This is a genomic window from Micromonospora sp. NPDC003197 (assembly GCF_053590565.1).
Window position 1 is genome coordinate 144598 of record NZ_JBSFTE010000002.1, and the last position, 16134, is coordinate 160731.

At 70.0% G+C, this 16134-nt stretch carries 15 protein-coding genes; 9 read left to right on the plus strand and 6 right to left on the minus strand.

The annotated features are described in order from the left end of the window. Positions 1-45: 45 nt before the first annotated feature. The 4 genes from ACWDV4_RS02920 to ACWDV4_RS02935 all read right to left on the minus strand — a co-directional run bounded on the left by ACWDV4_RS02920 (position 46) and on the right by ACWDV4_RS02935 (position 3878). Positions 46-1836, minus strand: a complete 1791-nt coding sequence (locus tag ACWDV4_RS02920; protein WP_449974364.1) for an FtsX-like permease family protein — start codon at positions 1834-1836, stop codon at positions 46-48. A gap of 1 nt (position 1837) precedes the next feature. After that, the gene (locus ACWDV4_RS02925) at positions 1838-2566 is read right to left on the minus strand and encodes an ABC transporter ATP-binding protein (RefSeq protein ID WP_449974365.1); all 729 of its coding nucleotides are present in this window, start codon (positions 2564-2566) and stop codon (positions 1838-1840) included. Then, on the minus strand, positions 2563-3102 hold the full coding sequence (locus ACWDV4_RS02930; RefSeq protein WP_449974367.1) for a PadR family transcriptional regulator: 540 nt from the start codon (positions 3100-3102) through the stop codon (positions 2563-2565). Before ACWDV4_RS02930 ends, ACWDV4_RS02925 begins: the two co-directional genes overlap by 4 nt. Positions 3103-3266: 164 nt before the next feature. Next, positions 3267-3878 carry a cadmium resistance transporter gene (locus ACWDV4_RS02935; RefSeq protein ID WP_449974369.1) on the minus strand — a complete coding sequence of 204 codons (612 nt, stop codon included), beginning with the start codon at positions 3876-3878 and terminating at the stop codon, positions 3267-3269. 120 nt (positions 3879-3998) lie between these two features. Here ACWDV4_RS02935 and ACWDV4_RS02940 point away from each other — a divergent pair, with 120 nt between their 5' ends. Both ACWDV4_RS02940 and ACWDV4_RS02945 read left to right on the plus strand, forming a co-directional pair. Then, the gene (locus ACWDV4_RS02940; protein WP_449974370.1) at positions 3999-4163 is read left to right on the plus strand and encodes a hypothetical protein; all 165 of its coding nucleotides are present in this window, start codon (positions 3999-4001) and stop codon (positions 4161-4163) included. 84 nt (positions 4164-4247) lie between these two features. Next, complete coding sequence (locus tag ACWDV4_RS02945; protein WP_449974372.1) at positions 4248-5285, plus strand: NAD-dependent epimerase/dehydratase family protein; 1038 nt, start codon at positions 4248-4250, stop codon at positions 5283-5285. A 235-nt stretch (positions 5286-5520) separates the two neighbouring features. Here ACWDV4_RS02945 and ACWDV4_RS02950 read toward each other — a convergent pair whose 3' ends face one another. Next, positions 5521-6228: a hypothetical protein gene (locus tag ACWDV4_RS02950; protein ID WP_449974374.1), complete on the minus strand. Its 708-nt coding sequence runs from the start codon at positions 6226-6228 to the stop codon at positions 5521-5523. A gap of 125 nt (positions 6229-6353) precedes the next feature. Here ACWDV4_RS02950 and ACWDV4_RS02955 point away from each other — a divergent pair, with 125 nt between their 5' ends. From ACWDV4_RS02955 to ACWDV4_RS02985, 7 genes are all read left to right on the plus strand, one after another. Next, on the plus strand, positions 6354-7529 hold the full coding sequence (locus ACWDV4_RS02955) for a sensor histidine kinase (RefSeq protein WP_449974375.1): 1176 nt from the start codon (positions 6354-6356) through the stop codon (positions 7527-7529). Continuing rightward, positions 7526-8197, plus strand: a complete 672-nt coding sequence (locus tag ACWDV4_RS02960; protein WP_449974377.1) for a response regulator — start codon at positions 7526-7528, stop codon at positions 8195-8197. The genes ACWDV4_RS02955 and ACWDV4_RS02960 overlap by 4 nt, the downstream gene beginning before the upstream one ends. Positions 8198-8388: 191 nt before the next feature. Next, positions 8389-8550, plus strand: a complete 162-nt coding sequence (locus tag ACWDV4_RS02965; RefSeq protein WP_449974378.1) for a hypothetical protein — start codon at positions 8389-8391, stop codon at positions 8548-8550. Beyond that, positions 8547-9311 carry an ABC transporter ATP-binding protein gene (locus ACWDV4_RS02970; protein WP_449974380.1) on the plus strand — a complete coding sequence of 255 codons (765 nt, stop codon included), beginning with the start codon at positions 8547-8549 and terminating at the stop codon, positions 9309-9311. Before ACWDV4_RS02965 ends, ACWDV4_RS02970 begins: the two co-directional genes overlap by 4 nt. 3 nt (positions 9312-9314) lie before the next feature. Then, positions 9315-11849, plus strand: coding sequence for an FtsX-like permease family protein (locus ACWDV4_RS02975; protein ID WP_449974381.1), 2535 nt, complete (start codon positions 9315-9317; stop codon positions 11847-11849). 13 nt (positions 11850-11862) lie between these two features. Beyond that, the gene (locus tag ACWDV4_RS02980; RefSeq protein WP_449974382.1) at positions 11863-13119 is read left to right on the plus strand and encodes a sensor histidine kinase; all 1257 of its coding nucleotides are present in this window, start codon (positions 11863-11865) and stop codon (positions 13117-13119) included. Continuing rightward, positions 13107-13766, plus strand: coding sequence for a response regulator (locus ACWDV4_RS02985; protein WP_449974383.1), 660 nt, complete (start codon positions 13107-13109; stop codon positions 13764-13766). The genes ACWDV4_RS02980 and ACWDV4_RS02985 overlap by 13 nt, the downstream gene beginning before the upstream one ends. Before the next feature lie 80 nt (positions 13767-13846). Here ACWDV4_RS02985 and ACWDV4_RS02990 read toward each other — a convergent pair whose 3' ends face one another. Then, a complete protein-coding gene (locus tag ACWDV4_RS02990) occupies positions 13847-16132 on the minus strand; it encodes a heavy metal translocating P-type ATPase (protein WP_449974384.1) in 2286 nt (761 codons plus the stop codon). Positions 16133-16134 lie beyond the last annotated feature (2 nt).

Sequence of the window (16134 nt, forward strand, 5' to 3'; positions counted from 1 at the left end):
GCGGAGTGCCATCCTCGCGCCAGGAGATGATCCCGGGCAGGCCGTTCAGGCCGGTGCGGCCTGGAGGGCGTCTGCGACTGGGTGGCGTGCGGCGGCCATTGCGGGGAGGGCGGTGAGCACGGCGATGGCGAGCAGGACTCCGAGTGCCATGGCGAGCAGCCAGGAGGCGGGCGCATACCGAAGATCGCCGTTGCTGAAGAGTATGAATAGTCCGATGCCTACGGGGATTCCGGCGGCGATGCCGGGTATGGCGGGTAGTAGCTGTGCTATCGCCAGGCCCGTGCCGGCCTGTCCGGGCGTGGCGCCGAGCGCTCGGGCGACGGCCAGCGGTTGTCGGGCGTCGAGGACTGCGGTCCAGGTGCTCACGATGGTGTTGAGGAGCGCGAGGGCGCACGCCACGACGGCGACGAGGAAAATGGCCTGGATGATTCGCTCGTCGCGGCGGTCGGGAAGCGTCGAGTAGCCGAGTGGTACTGGGGTGTGATCCTGCGCCTGTGCCATGAGCACGGCGGCGAGTGTGGCTGTGCTGACCAGGGTGTTCACCGTGACGAGCCGGGCACGGCGTGGCCGGCGTGCGTTGATGCGTACCCCGATCAGCAGGGCGGTGGGCAGCCGGCGGGACAGCCAGATGACCCACCCCCGGCGGCGCGGTGGCGTGGCGGCGTCGGCCAGCGCGTGGATAGTGCTGGTGGCGGCGGCGCGTACCACCGGTGCCAGGGTCGCCGCGACGGCGATACCGAGGGCGAGCGCGATGGCGGCGGCCACCATGCGCATCGGTGGCTGGACGCCGACGGACCCGATGAGTCCGGCGGTCGGGCGGAACAGCGGTGGCGCGGCGAGCCAGCCGACAGCCAGGCCGATGCCGGCGGCGGCGAGCCCGATCACGAGGTACTCGGCGAGGTGAACGGCGGCGATCATGGCGGGCCCGGCACCGACGGCCTTGAGTAGCCCTACCCTGCGTCGCTGGCCGATGATTCGGCCCGCGACGATGCCGACGACGCCGGCCAGCGCGAGGACGGTCAGCATCCAGCTGCCGACCAGCAGGGTCTCCTGCGCCTTTTTGTTCAGACGGCCGTTGACGTCTGCGATCTGCGGTGAGGTTTTGATGTGCCAGCCTCGGAATTCGGGGTTCTTGTGCGACGGGCCGAAGATCGAGATGCCGGCCTGCGGGTCGGCCAGTTTCAGGTTCAGGGTGTACGTCAGCGGTTGAGTGCCGGCGAGTGTGGCGATGTCGCTGCGGTCGACCCAGACCAGGCCGCCCGCCTCGTGCAGGATGGTGCTCGGCAGGTGCCATCCGACGTACGGGTACGCGGGCCGGGCGGCGGTCACCGCGGTTCCGGTCACCTGTAGCGGATGGCCGTCGATGCTGACCGTGTCGCCGGCGTGTACGCCGAGGGCGTCGGCGAAGGCGCGCTCGATGACCACGCCGCCGGGGCGGACCCAGGTGCCATCGGTGACCGCCGGACGGTCGACCGCAGCCGGGCCGACGTCCCGGCCCTCGACGACGACTCGGACGGTCAGGTCGCGGGCGGTCAGCGTCTTGAAAAGGAGGGGATAGGGCCCACTGTGGCTGGTTACGCCGGGGGCGCTTGCCAGCGGTGCGAGCGCGGCCAGGGCCTCCGGGCCGGTGCTTCCCGGCTCCATGACCAGGTCCGGGCCTGCGGTGGCGGCCCGGGTCTGCTGGTACGGGCGGCTGATGAGCTCGTTGAGGGCGAGGCCGAGGGTCAGCGTCGCGGTCGCGGTGGCGATGGCGACCAGCAGCAGTACGGTTTCGGTCCGGCGTCGGCGCAGGTCCCGGACCAGCAGTCGGCAGACGAGCAGCAGGCGGCCGTTCACGTCAGCGCCGCCCGTCGTAGACGGTGCCGGTGGTGGCGCCGGCGAGCAGGTTGTCGTCAGCGAACGCCCCATCGCGCATGGCGATCACCCGGTCGGCGATCGCCGCGATGCGGGCGTCGTGGGTAACCACCACCAGCGTCTGTCCCGTGGTGCGTAGATCCTCGAACAGCCGCAGCACATCCAGGGTGGCGGCGCTGTCCAGGTTCCCGGTGGGCTCGTCGGCCAGTACGACCAGCGGCTCGTTGCTCAGCGCGCGGGCGATGGCGACGCGTTGGCGCTGGCCGCCGGATAGCGCCGAGGGCAGGTGCGCGGTGCGGTCGGCCAGCCCTACCCGCTCCAGCAGGTGCATGGCGCGCCGGCGCGCCCGGCCGGGCGGCTGACCGGCCAGCAGCGCGGCCATCTCGACGTTCTCCACGGCGGTGAGTTCGTCCATGAGATGGAAGGACTGGAAGACGAGGCCGATGTGCTGGCGCCGCAGTCGGGCCAGGGCCCGTTCGCTCATCGTGTCGACCCGGTGGTCGGCCAGCCACACCTGCCCGTCGGTCGGGCGTTGCAGCCCGCCGAGCAGGTGCAGCAGGGTGGACTTGCCGCAGCCGCTGGGGCCCATGATCGCCAACGTCTGCCCGTTGGGCACGTCGAGATCGACCTCGTCGACGGCGCGTACCAGCGTGTTGTTCCAGCCGTACCGCTTGGTCAGCCCGCGTGTCCGTAACGCCATCGATCCGGTCATGCCTCCGCCTTCCGTCCAGTTCGATCACACTCGGCCCACATGCGCTCGCATGCCTCCAGCCACTCCAGGTCGGCCCGCAGTCGCAACACCACGCCCTCCAGCAGCAGCCCGGCAACCGGATCCACCGACCGGTCCAGCGCCGCGCGCTGGTTGTCGCGCAGTCGGCGCAGTACCTCGCGCCGCTGCGCGTCGATCAGCGCCACGGGATCAGCAAGCCGGCCAGCCGCAGCGGCCACTAGCTTCAGGTGAAACTCCGTAAGGTCCGGTTTCGGCCAGCTCACCTCCGTCAGCCAGCCGGCGACCCGCTGCTGTCCGGCCGGGGTCAACGCGTAGACCCGGCGGTCAGGCCGGTCCGGCAGGCCATCGGCCCGCTCCGAGGTCACCAGCCCAGCCTTTGTCAGCCGGGCCAGCACCACGTAGATCTGCCCGGCGTTCATCGCGTCGCCGACTGGGCCGAGCGCGTCACGCATCCGGCTGCGCAGCTCGTACCCATGCGCCGGCTCCTTCGCCAGCATGGCCAGCACCACATCCTGCACCCGGACACACCCCTTTGGACAGACAGGTTGCTATTAGATAACCGGTAGCTATAGCGCTGTCAAATCCATCAGCGGGCGTGGCGGACTTGGCCTGACTCCGCTTGGTGTAAGTCGATGGGCGCTGGCCCCCGTTACTCCGTGGCTCTACCGACGATGTCGCGGAGTCAGTGGCCGGAACCTGTGGTGAGAACGCCCGACTCGATGACGATGACGGCACCGATGAGCAGAAAAGCGCTGGGCACAATCCAGTGTCCGAACCGCTGGGCGACCTCGATGACCTTCTTGTGGGAGCCGAGCCAGGCGGCAGCGAGGCACCAGGCGGCGACCCCGATGGCGAACACGCCGACCATGATGAGGCTGCTGGTCAGGCCCATGCTGCGGAACAACGGGGTGTAGACGGAGATGTTGTCCGCGCCGTTGGCTACGGTCACGCCCATCACCGAGGCCAGTCCGGTGGCCACGGCCGGGTTGGGCGGCTCATCGGTGCCCCTGGCGCGGACCGCTGCGATGAGTCCCCTGACCCCGAGCGCGAACGGTATGAGCCCCAGCAGTCCCACCCACCGGTCCGGCACGATGGTCAGGCCGAGTGCCGCCAGAGCGGAGGCCGCGACCAGCAGACCGATTCCGGCGTACTGCCCGGTCCAGATCTGCCAAGGCCGAGGCCTGCCGGTCGCACGGCTGGATAGGAACAGCACGGTCAGCACGATGATGTCGTCGACATTCGTGGCGGCGAACACGCCGACCGCTGCCCCGATGATGCCGACGAACTCACTCATGGTTGAGCACTGTAGGGGAGCAGATCAGTCGTGCGACGGGCTACAGGGGCATTCTCCGAGGTCGAGCCGGGCCGCCGCGACGCAGGCCACCGCCACGGCGGTGGGCGTTAGGCTCACGTCATGGCCGACCAGCAACAGCGACCGTCCGCGCCGAACCTCTGCACCACCTGCTTCGGGGCCCGCAAGGTGTGGGGATACGCCCTGGTCGACGGTCGTACCCAGGCGGTCTGGGTGACCTGCCCGGGGTGCAACGCACCGACCCGACCGGTGGCCGGCCCCAAGTGATCCGCTTCTACGGATAGCGCCGTCCGCTTCCGCTCTCCGTGAACAACACACCACTAGTCGTTTATCCGGATCTACCGTTGCCCGATGACGAGAACCGCACTGGTGATCGGCGCTTCTGGACAGACCGGCTGTGCCGCCGTACGCGCCCTGGTCGAGGACGGCTGGCAGGTCCGAGCCGGGGCCCGGGGCGTACGGGCCAGTGCCCCCTGGCCGGCCGACTGGGGTGTCGAGTCGGTCCGGCTCGACCGGAACGACGACGCTCAGCTAGCCGACGCACTCGGTGACGGGGTCGACGTGGTCGTCGACACCGTGGCGATGAATGCCTCGCACGCCGGCCAGCTGCTTCGGATGGCCGATCGGATCGGCTCGGCGGTGGTGATCTCCACCGCCGCCGTCTACCTGGACGACCAGGGCCGCGGCTTCGGCCAGGAAGGGGTCCGGTTCCCCGTACCCATTGTCGAGAGTCAGCCGACCGTCGAGCCGGCCGATGGTAGCTATCCCACCGAGAAGTCCGCGGTGGAGCGAGAACTGTTGACTGCCGGAGCCGTCCTACCGACGACCCTGCTCCGGGCGGGCGCGATTCACGGTCCACACACCACAGATCCTCGGGAGTGGTACTTCGTCAAGCGAGCGCTCGACGATCGGCCGGTCCGGATCATGGCCTACCGTGGCCAGAGCCGGTTCCATCCGGTGTCGACCGCCAACCTGGCAGAGCTGATCCGGCTTGCCGCTGCTCAGCCCGGAGCCCGGGTGCTCAATGCCGCCGATCCGCAGGTGCCGACCGTACGGGAGATCGGTGCGGCCGTGCATGCGGTACTCGACCACGACGCCGACGAGATCCTGATCGACGGGCCGTCGCCGGTATCACCGGTCGGCATCACACCGTGGACGACGCCAGAGCCGGTGGTGTTGGACATGACGGCGGCCGAGCGCGAACTCGGCTATCAGCCGGTCAACAGCTATCTGGACTCGCTACCGGAAACGGTGGCCTGGCTGGTGGCCGCTGCCCGGGACCGGGACTGGAGAGAGGTCTTCCCCGATCTGGCCCGCAACTATTCGATGGACCTCTTCGACTACCCCGCCGAGGACACCTGGCTCGCCGACCACCGCCACAGGATGTAGGACCGGTCCGTGACGTTGACGGGTCTAGGTGGGCTCGAAGTGGATCCCGATTCCGATGTGCGGTTCACCCGCACCGAGACTGAGCCAGCCCGTCAGATCCCGGTGCGGCCCCGATAGCGATCGCTACGTTCCAACAGCAGCAGGCAACAGATCTCGTGCCGGTGTTGATTTCCGTCGGCATCAGCCGGCCCGTAGCCGGGCTCCCGGCACGGGAGATCGCGCCGTACGCCCCGGGTTAGCCAACCGTGCCGAGCAGCACCATGACGCCGAGCGCGGTGGGAAGCAGAACTGCCCAGCGGGCCACCGCTGCGGCTGACGGTGCCGGTCCGTCCCGGAGCACGCGTACGCCCAACGGCATCAGGGCGGCGGCGAGGCCAAGGACCGCGACGACGGACAGTGGTGTCGTGCCCTTGAGTACACCGAGCGGCAGGGCGCTCATCGCGGCCAGGGCGATCGCGCGTAACGGACCAAAGACCCGAGCCCGCCAGGCTCCGACCGCGAGCACCACCCAACCTGCCATGATCGCAACGGACAGCGCGCTGAGCACGTAGTACGCGCCGTAGGCGGCGGACACCGTACTGGTCGCCATGTCCACTCCCTGGAGCCGCACCAGTTGGAAGGAGAGGTGGTCGACGCCGGCGTGGAACGTGCGTTGGAACAGTCCGAACGTGGCGAGCGCCCCACCACCCAACGCCCAGCCGGGGTGGGTGACGCCAATGCGCTGGGCGAGGGTGGCGACGGCAGGCCAGAGCATGACGTTGCCCACCACAAAGGCGCTGTAGGCAGCGAACATCAGCGTCGGCTGCCGGTCGTAGGCGGCGAGTTGGTCGGGGAAGAAGAAGTGGTGTCCGGAGCGGAGCAGCACGCCGGTGAGCATGAGCATCGGCCCGAGAATCAGAGCACAGCCGCCGAGCCAGCGACCCGGGAAGCGATTGTCGGTCATGCTGACAACGATCATCCAGAGCGGGTGGCCTGCCATCGGACTGCGGACCGGACCTCGCGGTCAGACTCAGGTATGACGGGCCGTGGTGTGACGCCGACCGTGGCCGGTACGGATACCGTCGTGCCGTGCTCCCGATCAACCTGCGTCGCGCCGGTCTGCTCCTTGTCGACCTGGTGGCCGGGGTATTGATCACAGCGGCGTACCTGACCTTCGCCGAGTTCGACGGGACTGACGGGTTGCCGCTCTTCACCGGTCCGTCCTGGCTTGGATGGCTGCTGGCCGCCGCCGTCGGCCTGCCGGTGGCGGTCCGACGGTTCCGGCCCCGGATGGTGCTGGGTGTGGTGGTGACCGCCTCGACCACCGCCACCCTGCTCGATCTCACCCGAGAGCCGTACGTCGCCGTCGCGCTCGCGCTCTACCTCGTCGCACTGCGGGAACCGCCGCGCCGGTCGATGCTGGTGCTGGGTGCCACCCTGCTGGTGAGCACCGTGGGGGTGTACCTGGGCGAGGCGGTGATCACGCCCAGCGGAAGCGTCGCCGACGCGATGCTGCTGATCGGCCTGGTCTGGCTCGTGGTCGCTGTCGGCGGGGCGGCCGGTGCTGTCGTACGCCATCGGCGGGCCCGGGCCGATCAGGCCGCACAACGGGAGCGTGAGCGGGACAAGCAACAGATCCAGGCGGCGGAGCGGCTACGTATCGCACGGGAGATGCACGACATCGTGTCGCATCACCTGAGCCTCATCGCGGTACGGGCCGGCATCGCCAATCATGTCGCCGAGGAGCATCCGGCCGAGGCGCGCGAGGCGCTCCGAGTCATCGAGACGACAAGTCGCGGCGCGCTCACCGAGATGCGCGGCATGCTTGGGGTGCTCCGGGTCGATCCGGTGGAGTCGGCCGCTGTACGCGATCCCGCCCCCGGGCTAGCCGGACTGCCCGAACTCGCAGACCGGGCCACCGCCGCCGGAGTCACCGTCGATTTGAACGTCACCACCATCGGCACGCCGCCGCCCGGAGCGCAGTTGGCGATGTACCGGATCGTGCAGGAGGCCCTCACCAATGTCGTCACGCACGCGGCACCGGCCCACTGCACGGTACGGGTGGTTGCTGACCACCAGGCGATGACCGTGAATGTGACCGACGATGGGGTACGACCGGCCAGGACCAGTTCCGGCGGGCACGGCCTGATCGGCATGCGCGAGCGGGTGACGATGTACGGCGGCGATTTCACCGCCGGACCACGTCCGGGCAATGGCTTTACCGTGTCCGCCCGTATTCCCTATCTGAGCAGGGAGAACGCGTGACCATCCGGGTACTGGTCGCCGAAGATCAGGCGCTGGTCCGTAGTGGCTTCCGACTGTTGGTGGAAACCGCACCCGACCTGACCGGGGTGGGCGAGGCAAGCACCGGCACCGAGGCTGTGGAACTGGCCCGTCGGGTACGGCCCGACGTGATCCTCATGGACATCCGGATGCCCGAGCTGGACGGTATTGAGGCCACCCGGCAGATCTGCGACGATTCCGCGACGGCCGGCGTACGGGTTTTGATCCTGACGACGTTCGACCTGGACGAGTACGTCCACGCGGCGCTGCGTGCCGGTGCCAGCGGCTTCCTGCTGAAGGACACTCCGCCGACCGAACTGCTGTCGGCGATCCGGATCGTGGCGCAGGGGGAAGCGTTGCTCGCCCCGTCCGTGACGCGACGCCTCATCGCCGAGTTCACCCGGCGGCCCGAACCCGCCCAGTCGCCCGCTTCCCAGCTGAACGGGTTGACCGAACGCGAACGCGAGGTACTCACCCTCATCGCACACGGGCTGTCGAACCACGAGCTCGCCGCTCACCTGCACCTCAGCGTCGCCACCGTGAAGACCCACATCGGCCGGCTACTGGCGAAGCTGCACGCCCGGGACCGCGCACAGTTGGTGATCAGCGCGTACGAGACCGGTCTGGTCACAGCAGCGACCAGGGGCTGATCCGCACGTACAGCCTGCTATACCTCGAACTGGCCGGGTGGCTGGATCGTCTACCCCGGTCATCGCTCCTAGCGTGGAAGACACCACAAGGTCGATCGCGTAAGGAGTACATCGTGTCGGATCCGTACCGACTTTCTGAGGCGTCCGAGTCGTCAGGCGCCCGTCCACCAGCGGAATCCCGAGGCAAGGTCTTGCGCCCACTGTTGTGGTTGGTGCTGGTGGTCAGCGTCGCCGCCAACGTGGTCAGCTCGGCCATCGGCGTCAACGTCTTCATCGGGTCCGGCTTCGGGCTGATCGCGTTGGCGAGCGGCGTGAGCCTGGTCGTCCACCACTATCGGCAACGGCGTCGATGAGCACCGCGAGCATCGCGCAACGGCCCGGCCCGGCGACCCGGCAGGCATCCGCTGTGTCGCTGCAGCAGGTCACCAAGCTCTATCCTGGTGGGGTACGGGCGCTGGACGAGGTCTCCCTCACCGTGGCACCCGGCTCGTTCGTCGCGGTGATGGGTCCGTCCGGGTCGGGGAAGAGCACACTGATGCACTGTGCCGCCGGCCTCGACACCCCGACCAGCGGAAGTGCCTTCATTGGCGAGACCGAGGTCGGCCGGCTGAACGAGACGCGTCGCGCCGAACTACGGCGGGAGCGGGTCGGTTTCGTGTTCCAGTCCTACAACCTGGTGCCGTCGCTCAGCATCGCGGACAACATCACGCTTCCGCTGCGGCTGGCCGGCAAGGCACCGGACCGGGACTGGCTGGGAATGCTGATCGAGCGGGTCGGGTTGACCGGCCGACTGGGCCGCCGTCCGGCCGAACTCTCCGGCGGCCAGCAGCAACGGGCCGCGATCGCCCGGGCACTGGCGGCCAAACCGGCGGTCGTCTTCGGCGACGAGCCGACCGGCGCGTTGGATCTGCGTACCGCACGTGAGGTGCTCGACCTGCTTCGTGACCTGGTCGACGGCCTCGGCCAGACGGTGGTGATGGTCACCCACGATCCAGGCGCTGCCGCACGGGCCGACCGGACGCTGGTCATGGCCGACGGTCGGATCGTCGACACGCTGGAGGCACCCACCGCAGCCGAGTTGGCGCACCGTATCGCCACGCTCGAAACGGAGTAGACGATGCTGTACCTGGCGCTGCGTATGGCCCGCCATCGGATCGCCGCGCTGCTGGCCATAGCGTGCGCCACGCTGGGCGGTGCCGCGTTCGTCACCGGTATCGGCGTGTTGGCCGAGTCCGGCTGGCGCTCACACGCACCGGTCGACCGGCTCGCCGCAGCCGACGTCGTCGTCTCAGCGAGTCAGACGTACCGGCCGGCGGGGGACCTGCCGATCGCGCTGCCGGAACGGGTGAAGGTGCCGGGCGACCTGGTCGACCGGATGGCGAAGTTGCCGGGTGTCACCGCCGCCATCGGTGACGTGAGTTTTCCCGCCGCCGTCCTCGACGCGCAGGGCGGGGTCGTCCCGGCGAAGGACCCGGATAGCGCCGGCCACGGCTGGTCCTCGACCGCGCTGCTGGACCAGGCACAGGTGGCCGGTGCGGCACCGGCTGGTCCGGACGAGGTCGCCCTGGACCAGGCCACCGCAGCCGCCACCGGTGTGGCACCAGGCGACCAGGTTTCGGTGATCGCCGCAGGCCACCGGAGCACGTACCGGGTGTCGGCAGTGGTCTCCGCAGGCGGGATCTTCTTCACCGACTCCACGGCGCTGCGGTTGACCGGCCGGGACCAGGGGCCGACAGCCGGCAGCGTCGACCTGGTCGCGGTCCGTACCACCCCGGGATCCGGCGACTCGGTCGCCGCCGAGATCCGCAAACTGGTACGCGACACCGGCCTCGTCGTCTCCACCGGAGCGGCCCGGGGCGACGTGGAGGCCCCGGAGACGGTCGCCGCCCGTGGACTCCTGCCGCTGCTGGCCGGCTCGCTCGCCGGGGTCACCCTGCTCGTCGTTGGGTTCATCGTGGCCGGCGCGTTGGCCGTGTCGATCGGCGCCCAGCGGCGGGACCTCGCCCTCCTGCGGGCCGTCGGGGCGACCCCACGGCAGGTACGCCGGCTCACCGCAGCCCAGGCCATGATTGTCGCCGGAATCGCGCTGCCGCCCGGTCTCGCCCTCGGATACCTGCTGGCCGACCAGTTTCGGCAGCTGCTGGTATCGGTCGGAATGCTCCCGTCCGTACTGCCGCTGACGGTGAGCCCGCTGCCCGCGTTGGCGGCGACGCTGTTACTGGTCGGCGTCGTACTCGTCTCGGCCTGGAGCGCGTCCTGGCGGGCCTCCCGGATGCCGGCCACCGAGGCGGTCGCCGAGTCGCAGAGCGAACCGCGTACCCCCTCGAAGGGTCGGGGTTTCGCCGGCGTACTGGTGCTCGTCGGGGCGAACGTCGTCTCGGTCGCGCCGCTGCTGACCCGGTCGCAGGCCGGGGTGGCGGTGACGGCCCTCGCCGGCATCCTCGCCGCGATCGGCCTCGCACTCGTCGGCCCAACCCTGATCAGCTGGCTCAGCCGAGTGCTGGCCCGTCGCCTGCCGGGGCGGGCCTCGGCGCCGACCTGGCTCGCCGTGGCCAACAGCCACGGCTACGCACTGCGGGTCGCCGGTGCGGTCACCACCCTCGCCATGGCCGTGGTCTTCACCCTCACCTACACCCTGACCCAGACCACGATGCTGGCGGCCACCACCGGAGACCTGCGCGACGGCACCCTCGCCCAGCTGCGCCTGAGCGCCCCCGAACTCGGCGGACTCCCCGCCGACCTGCCCGCGACGATCCAGACCACCCCCGGGGTACGGGCCGCCGCCCCGGTCACCTCGACCACGGTGCTGTGGCCGTACCGGATGCTCGGTGAGACGGAGGTCGAAGCCAGCACCGCGTTCGTGCTGACCGCGGACGCCCCGGCCGTGCTCGACCTCGACGTGCAGACCGGCAACCTCGCCGACCTCAGCGGCAACACCGTCGCGGTCTCCGCCGACGTCGCCCGGTCCCGGGACGCCTCGGTGGGCCGGGAGATCGAGCTGATCCTCGGCGACGGTGCCGAGGTGACCGCCCGGGTCGTGGCCGTCTACGGACGCGGTCTCGGGTTCGGCCCGGTGGTGCTCTCCCGCGACCTGGTGGTCGGGCACCTCACCACGGGACTCGACCAGAGCATCCTGGTCCGTGCGGACGACACCGACACCGCCCGGCGCAACCTTGCCACGCTCGTCGCCGCCCGCCCGGGGTTGGTCCTCGACGACAACGACGCGGGATCGGGGCCGGGCGGGGTGGGCGCGATCCCGCCTGAGCTGTGGATCAACATCGTGGTGCTCGGGGTGTTGCTGGGCTATCTCCTGTTGGGGATCGCCAACAAGCTGATCGCGACCACGGCCCAACGCCGTAACGAGATCGCCATGCTCCAGTTGGTCGGTGCCACGCCCGGCCAGGTCCGCGCGATGATGCGCCGGGAGGCAGCGCTGATCTGCGCGGTAGCGCTCGGTGCCGGTGTGTTGCTCGCCGTCGTACCGCTGGTCTTGCTCGCCATCGGCCTCCTGGGTCAGCCCTGGCCGGCCGGCCCCTACTGGCTGTTGCCTGCCGTCGCGATCGTGGTGGCCGCGATCGCCTTCCTCACCATCGAGCTGCCCACCCGGCAGGCGCTGCGGACCGCTCCCGCCGCCGCCCTGAACCGAGGCTGACGATCGGGAACTGATGAGCTCTGATAGCCATAAGCCAGCCCGCCGGTGGGGGGTAGCCGACCGCGCCCGGGTCGCCCTGGACGCACTCGAACACCTCGTTGGCGGGCTGGGCACGGCGATTCTCGCGCTGATGGCACTGGTCTTTCTCGTGCTCGCGGCACTGGCATGTCTGGTCGGCGTGGGTCTGCTCCTGATGCCGGTCGCGTTACGGGTACTCCGCGTCATCGCCGATCGGGAACGCGCCCGGCTGTCCCGATGGGGGCCGGAGATCATTGGCCCGGAGCCGGTACCGGCTCGGCTGGGAGATGCCCTGCGAGACCGTACGGTGCAGCGAGAGCTGGGCTGGGTGGCGTGGCATGCGACCGACGGGCTGTTCCTCGGCCTGTTCGGAGCGACGCTGCCCCTGTACGTGGCGATAAACGGTAGCTTCCCGCTGTGGTGGTACCTGGTGCCGCCAATCGAAGCCACCGACACGTTGGGGATCGTGACGGTGCACGATGCGCAGGGCGCTCTACTGGTATCCCTGATGGGCCTGGGCTGGCTCGTCGTCGGTGTCGTTATCGCGCCGGGCATGGCCTGGCTACAGGCGTGGCCGGGGCGCCGCCTGCTGTCACCAGCCCCTGGTGCCGATCTCACCCTGCGGGTCGCCCAACTGACCGCGACCCGGGCGGCCGTGTTGGACGCGCACGCCACCGAGCTGCGGCGGATCGAACGAGCCCTGCACGACGGCACCCAGAACCGGATCGTCGCTGTCAACGTCCTGCTCGGCGCGGCCCGGCGGGCGGTGGGCCGTGACCCGGCCCAAGCCGAGGCCATCATCGACCGCGCTCAGGACGCCGCCGAGCAGGCGCTGGCCGAGCTGCGGGCCGTCGTACGCAGCATCCTGCCCCCGGTGTTGACCGATCGCAGTCTGGCCGACGCCCTTACCGCCCTGGCCGCAGGTTCGCCGGTGCCCTGCCGGATCGACGCCGATGCGTCCGACCGGTGTGCCGCGTCCGTCGAGGCGACCGCCTACTTCGTCGTAGCCGAGGCGTTGACCAACATTGCCCGCCACAGTCGCGCCACGCAGGCCGCCGTTATGCTTCGTCGTCGTGGGGATCAACTGTTCGTGGAGATCACCGACGATGGCCAAGGTGGAGCGGGCGAGCACAGTGGGTCAGGGTTGGCCGGTATCCGCCGCCGGGTCGAAGCGCACGATGGAACGTTCACGCTGGCCAGTCCGGCCGGCGGGCCCACCACCCTCACCGTGAGCCTGCCATGCGGATTGTGATCGCCGAGGACGACCCACTGCTGCGGGAAGGGCTTGCGCTGCTGCTGCGGGCGGAGTCCCTGGATGTGGTGGCTACCGCAGGTAACCCCGAGGACTTCCTGGTCGCCGTGGACGCGTACCGGCCAGATGTGGCCATCGTGGACGTACGGATGCCGCCGACCCACACCGACGAGGGGATCGTCGCAGCGGTCGAGGCCCGGCGGCGGCATCCCGAGCTGGCCGTACTCGTGCTGTCGGCGTACGTCGAGCAGGCGTTCGCCACCGAACTGCTCGCCGATGGCGGCTCCCGCCTCGGCTATCTGCTGAAGGAACGGGTGGGGCGGGTCGAGGAGTTCCTGGACGCGTTGCACCGGGTGGTGGGCGGCGGCACCGTCATCGACCCGGAGATCGTCGCTCAGTTGCTGACCCGGCACCGGCCGGGCCATCGCCTGGAACGGTTGAGCCCTCGGGAACGTGACGTGCTGGCGCTGATGGCTGAGGGGCTGGGAAACAGTGCCATCGCCGAACGGCTCTTCGTCACCGATGGTGCGGTGCACAAGCACATCCGGAGCATCTTCGCCAAGCTGGACCTCGCGCCCACCGACCGCGCCGACCGTCGGGTCACCGCCGTCCTGCAGTACCTCGAAGACACCAACCGGCGGGGCTGATCCGCCTTCCGTTATGCCGGTGCTACACACGTCGGCCGGCCACCCGGGTGTGGGTGGCCGGCCGACGGTGGGCCGAGTGCTCAGCGCGCGGTGCCGGCGTACGGCTTGAACCGGCGCAGCCGCAGCGAGTTGCTGACCACGAAGACCGACGAGAACGCCATGGCAGCCCCGGCGATCATCGGGTTGAGCAGGCCGGTCGCGGCCAACGGCAGGGCGGCCACGTTGTAGGCGAACGCCCAGAACAGGTTGCCCTTGATGGTGCCCAGGGTGGCTCGGGACAGCCGGATGGCGTCGACGGCGGCCATCAGGTCGCCCCGGACCAGGGTGAGGTCGCTGGCCTCGATGGCCACGTCGGTGCCCGTGCCCATCGCCAGGCCCAGGTCGGCCTGGGCGAGTGCGGCGGCGTCGTTGACCCCGTCGCCGATCATCGCCACCACCTTGCCCTCGCCCTGGAGCCGCTTCACCACGTCGACCTTGTCGGCCGGCATGACCTCGGCGATCACCTCGTCGATGCCGACCTCGGCCGCCACGGTCCTGGCGACGGTGGTGTTGTCGCCGGTGAGCAGCACCGGGGTCAGGCCGAGGGCCCGCAGCCCGGCGATGGCCGCCCGGCTGGTCGGCTTGACCACGTCAGCCACCACGAACGCGCCCCGGGCCGTGCCGTCCCAGCCGGCGTAGACCACCGTACGACCGGCAGCTTCGGCGGCGGCAGCGGCGCGTTCCACCTCGACGGGCAGGGTGAGCCCACGTTCGGTCAGCAGCCGGGCCCGGCCGACGGTGATGGCGTGACCGTCGACGGTGCCGGTGACGCCGAGTCCCTCGACGTTGGCGAACCCGGTGACGGTGGGCAGTTGCCCGACCCGCTCGGCGGCACCGGTGGCGACGGCCTGGGCGATGGGGTGCTCGGAGGCGGCCTCCAGCGCTCCGGCCAGTCGCAGCAGCTCGTCGGTCTCCTGGCCATCGGCGGTGATGGTGTCGACCAGGGTCATCTTGCCGGTGGTGACGGTGCCGGTCTTGTCCAGCACGACAGTGTCGATCTTCTTGGTGGACTCCAGGGTTTCCGGCCCCTTGATCAGGATGCCGAGCTGGGCGCCCCGACCGGTCCCGACCAGCAGCGCGGTGGGCGTGGCCAGGCCCAGCGCGCAGGGGCAGGCGATGATGAGTACGGCCACCGCAGCGGTGAACGCGGCGGTGATGCCGTTGCCGGTGCCGATCCAGTAGCCGAGGGTCGCCACGGCGAGGGCGATGACGATCGGTACGAACACTCCGGAGATCCGGTCGGCCAGCCGCTGCACCTGCGCCTTGCCGGTCTGGGCCTGCTCGACCAGGGTCGCCATCTGGGCGAGTTGGGTGTCCGCGCCGACCCGGGTGGCCCGTACGACGAGCCGCCCGCCGGCGTTGACGGTGGCGCCGACGACCTGGTCACCGAGGCCGACCTCGACCGGTACCGACTCACCGGTGAGCATGCTGGCGTCGACCGCCGAGGATCCGTCCTCGACGATCCCGTCGGTGGCGATCTTCTCCCCGGGCCGTACGACGAACCGGTCGCCGACGGCGAGTTCCGCCACCGGGATGCGGGTCTCGACCCCGTTGCGGAGTACCGCGACGTCCTTCGCGCCGAGTTCCAGCAGGGCGCGCAGGGCGGCGCCGGCCCGGCGCTTGGAGCGGGCCTCGAAGTAGCGACCGGCGAGGATGAACAGGGTCACCCCGGCGGCGGCTTCGAGGTAGATGTTGCCGGCACCGTCGGTACGGGTGATGTCGAAGCTGAACGGGTGGGTCATGCCGGGGGTGCCGGCGGTGCCGAAGAACAGTGCCCACAGCGACCAGCCGAAGGCGGCGATGGTGCCCACCGAGACCAGCGTGTCCATGGTGGCGGCGCCGTGTCGCAGGTTGACCCAGGCGGCCCGGTGGAACGGTAGGCCGCCGTAGACCACGACCGGTGCGGCCAGGGTCAGGGAGAGCCACTGCCAGTATTCGAACTGCCAGGCAGGCACCATGGCCAGGGCGATCACCGGTACGGTCAGCACCAGCGACACCCACAGTCGGGTACGCAGTCCGCGCAGCTCGTCGACGGGTTCGGCGGCTTGCGTATCGGCACCCGCAGCGGTGCCCGAGGGCGCGGGTGGTGGCGGCAGTTTCGCGGTGTAGCCGGTCTTCTCCACCGTGGTGATCAGGTCCTCGGTGGTGACCGTTTCGTCGAAGCTGACCGTCGCCTTCTCGGTGGCGTAGTTGACCGTGGCGGTGACTCCGTCGAGCCGGTTGAGCTTCTTTTCGATCCGTGAGGCGCAGGAGGCGCAGGTCATGCCACCGATCGCCAACTCGATCTGGTTCGGTGCCGTTTGCAACGGCCGGGTGACTGATGACATGG

Excerpts from the sequence above, each read along its gene's own strand:
- ACWDV4_RS02940 (WP_449974370.1), top strand. The coding sequence starts at position 3,999 with ATGGCCGACCAGCAACAGCGACCGTCCGCGCCGAACCTCTGCACCACC.
- ACWDV4_RS02970 (WP_449974380.1), top strand. The coding sequence starts at position 8,547 with ATGAGCACCGCGAGCATCGCGCAACGGCCCGGCCCGGCGACCCGGCAG.
- ACWDV4_RS02990 (WP_449974384.1), bottom strand. The coding sequence starts at position 16,132 with ATGTCATCAGTCACCCGGCCGTTGCAAACGGCACCGAACCAGATCGAG.
- ACWDV4_RS02945 (WP_449974372.1), top strand. The coding sequence starts at position 4,248 with ATGACGAGAACCGCACTGGTGATCGGCGCTTCTGGACAGACCGGCTGT.
- ACWDV4_RS02925 (WP_449974365.1), bottom strand. The coding sequence starts at position 2,566 with ATGACCGGATCGATGGCGTTACGGACACGCGGGCTGACCAAGCGGTAC.
- ACWDV4_RS02935 (WP_449974369.1), bottom strand. The coding sequence starts at position 3,878 with ATGAGTGAGTTCGTCGGCATCATCGGGGCAGCGGTCGGCGTGTTCGCC.
- ACWDV4_RS02975 (WP_449974381.1), top strand. The coding sequence starts at position 9,315 with ATGCTGTACCTGGCGCTGCGTATGGCCCGCCATCGGATCGCCGCGCTG.
- ACWDV4_RS02980 (WP_449974382.1), top strand. The coding sequence starts at position 11,863 with ATGAGCTCTGATAGCCATAAGCCAGCCCGCCGGTGGGGGGTAGCCGAC.
- ACWDV4_RS02950 (WP_449974374.1), bottom strand. The coding sequence starts at position 6,228 with ATGACCGACAATCGCTTCCCGGGTCGCTGGCTCGGCGGCTGTGCTCTG.
- ACWDV4_RS02985 (WP_449974383.1), top strand. The coding sequence starts at position 13,107 with ATGCGGATTGTGATCGCCGAGGACGACCCACTGCTGCGGGAAGGGCTT.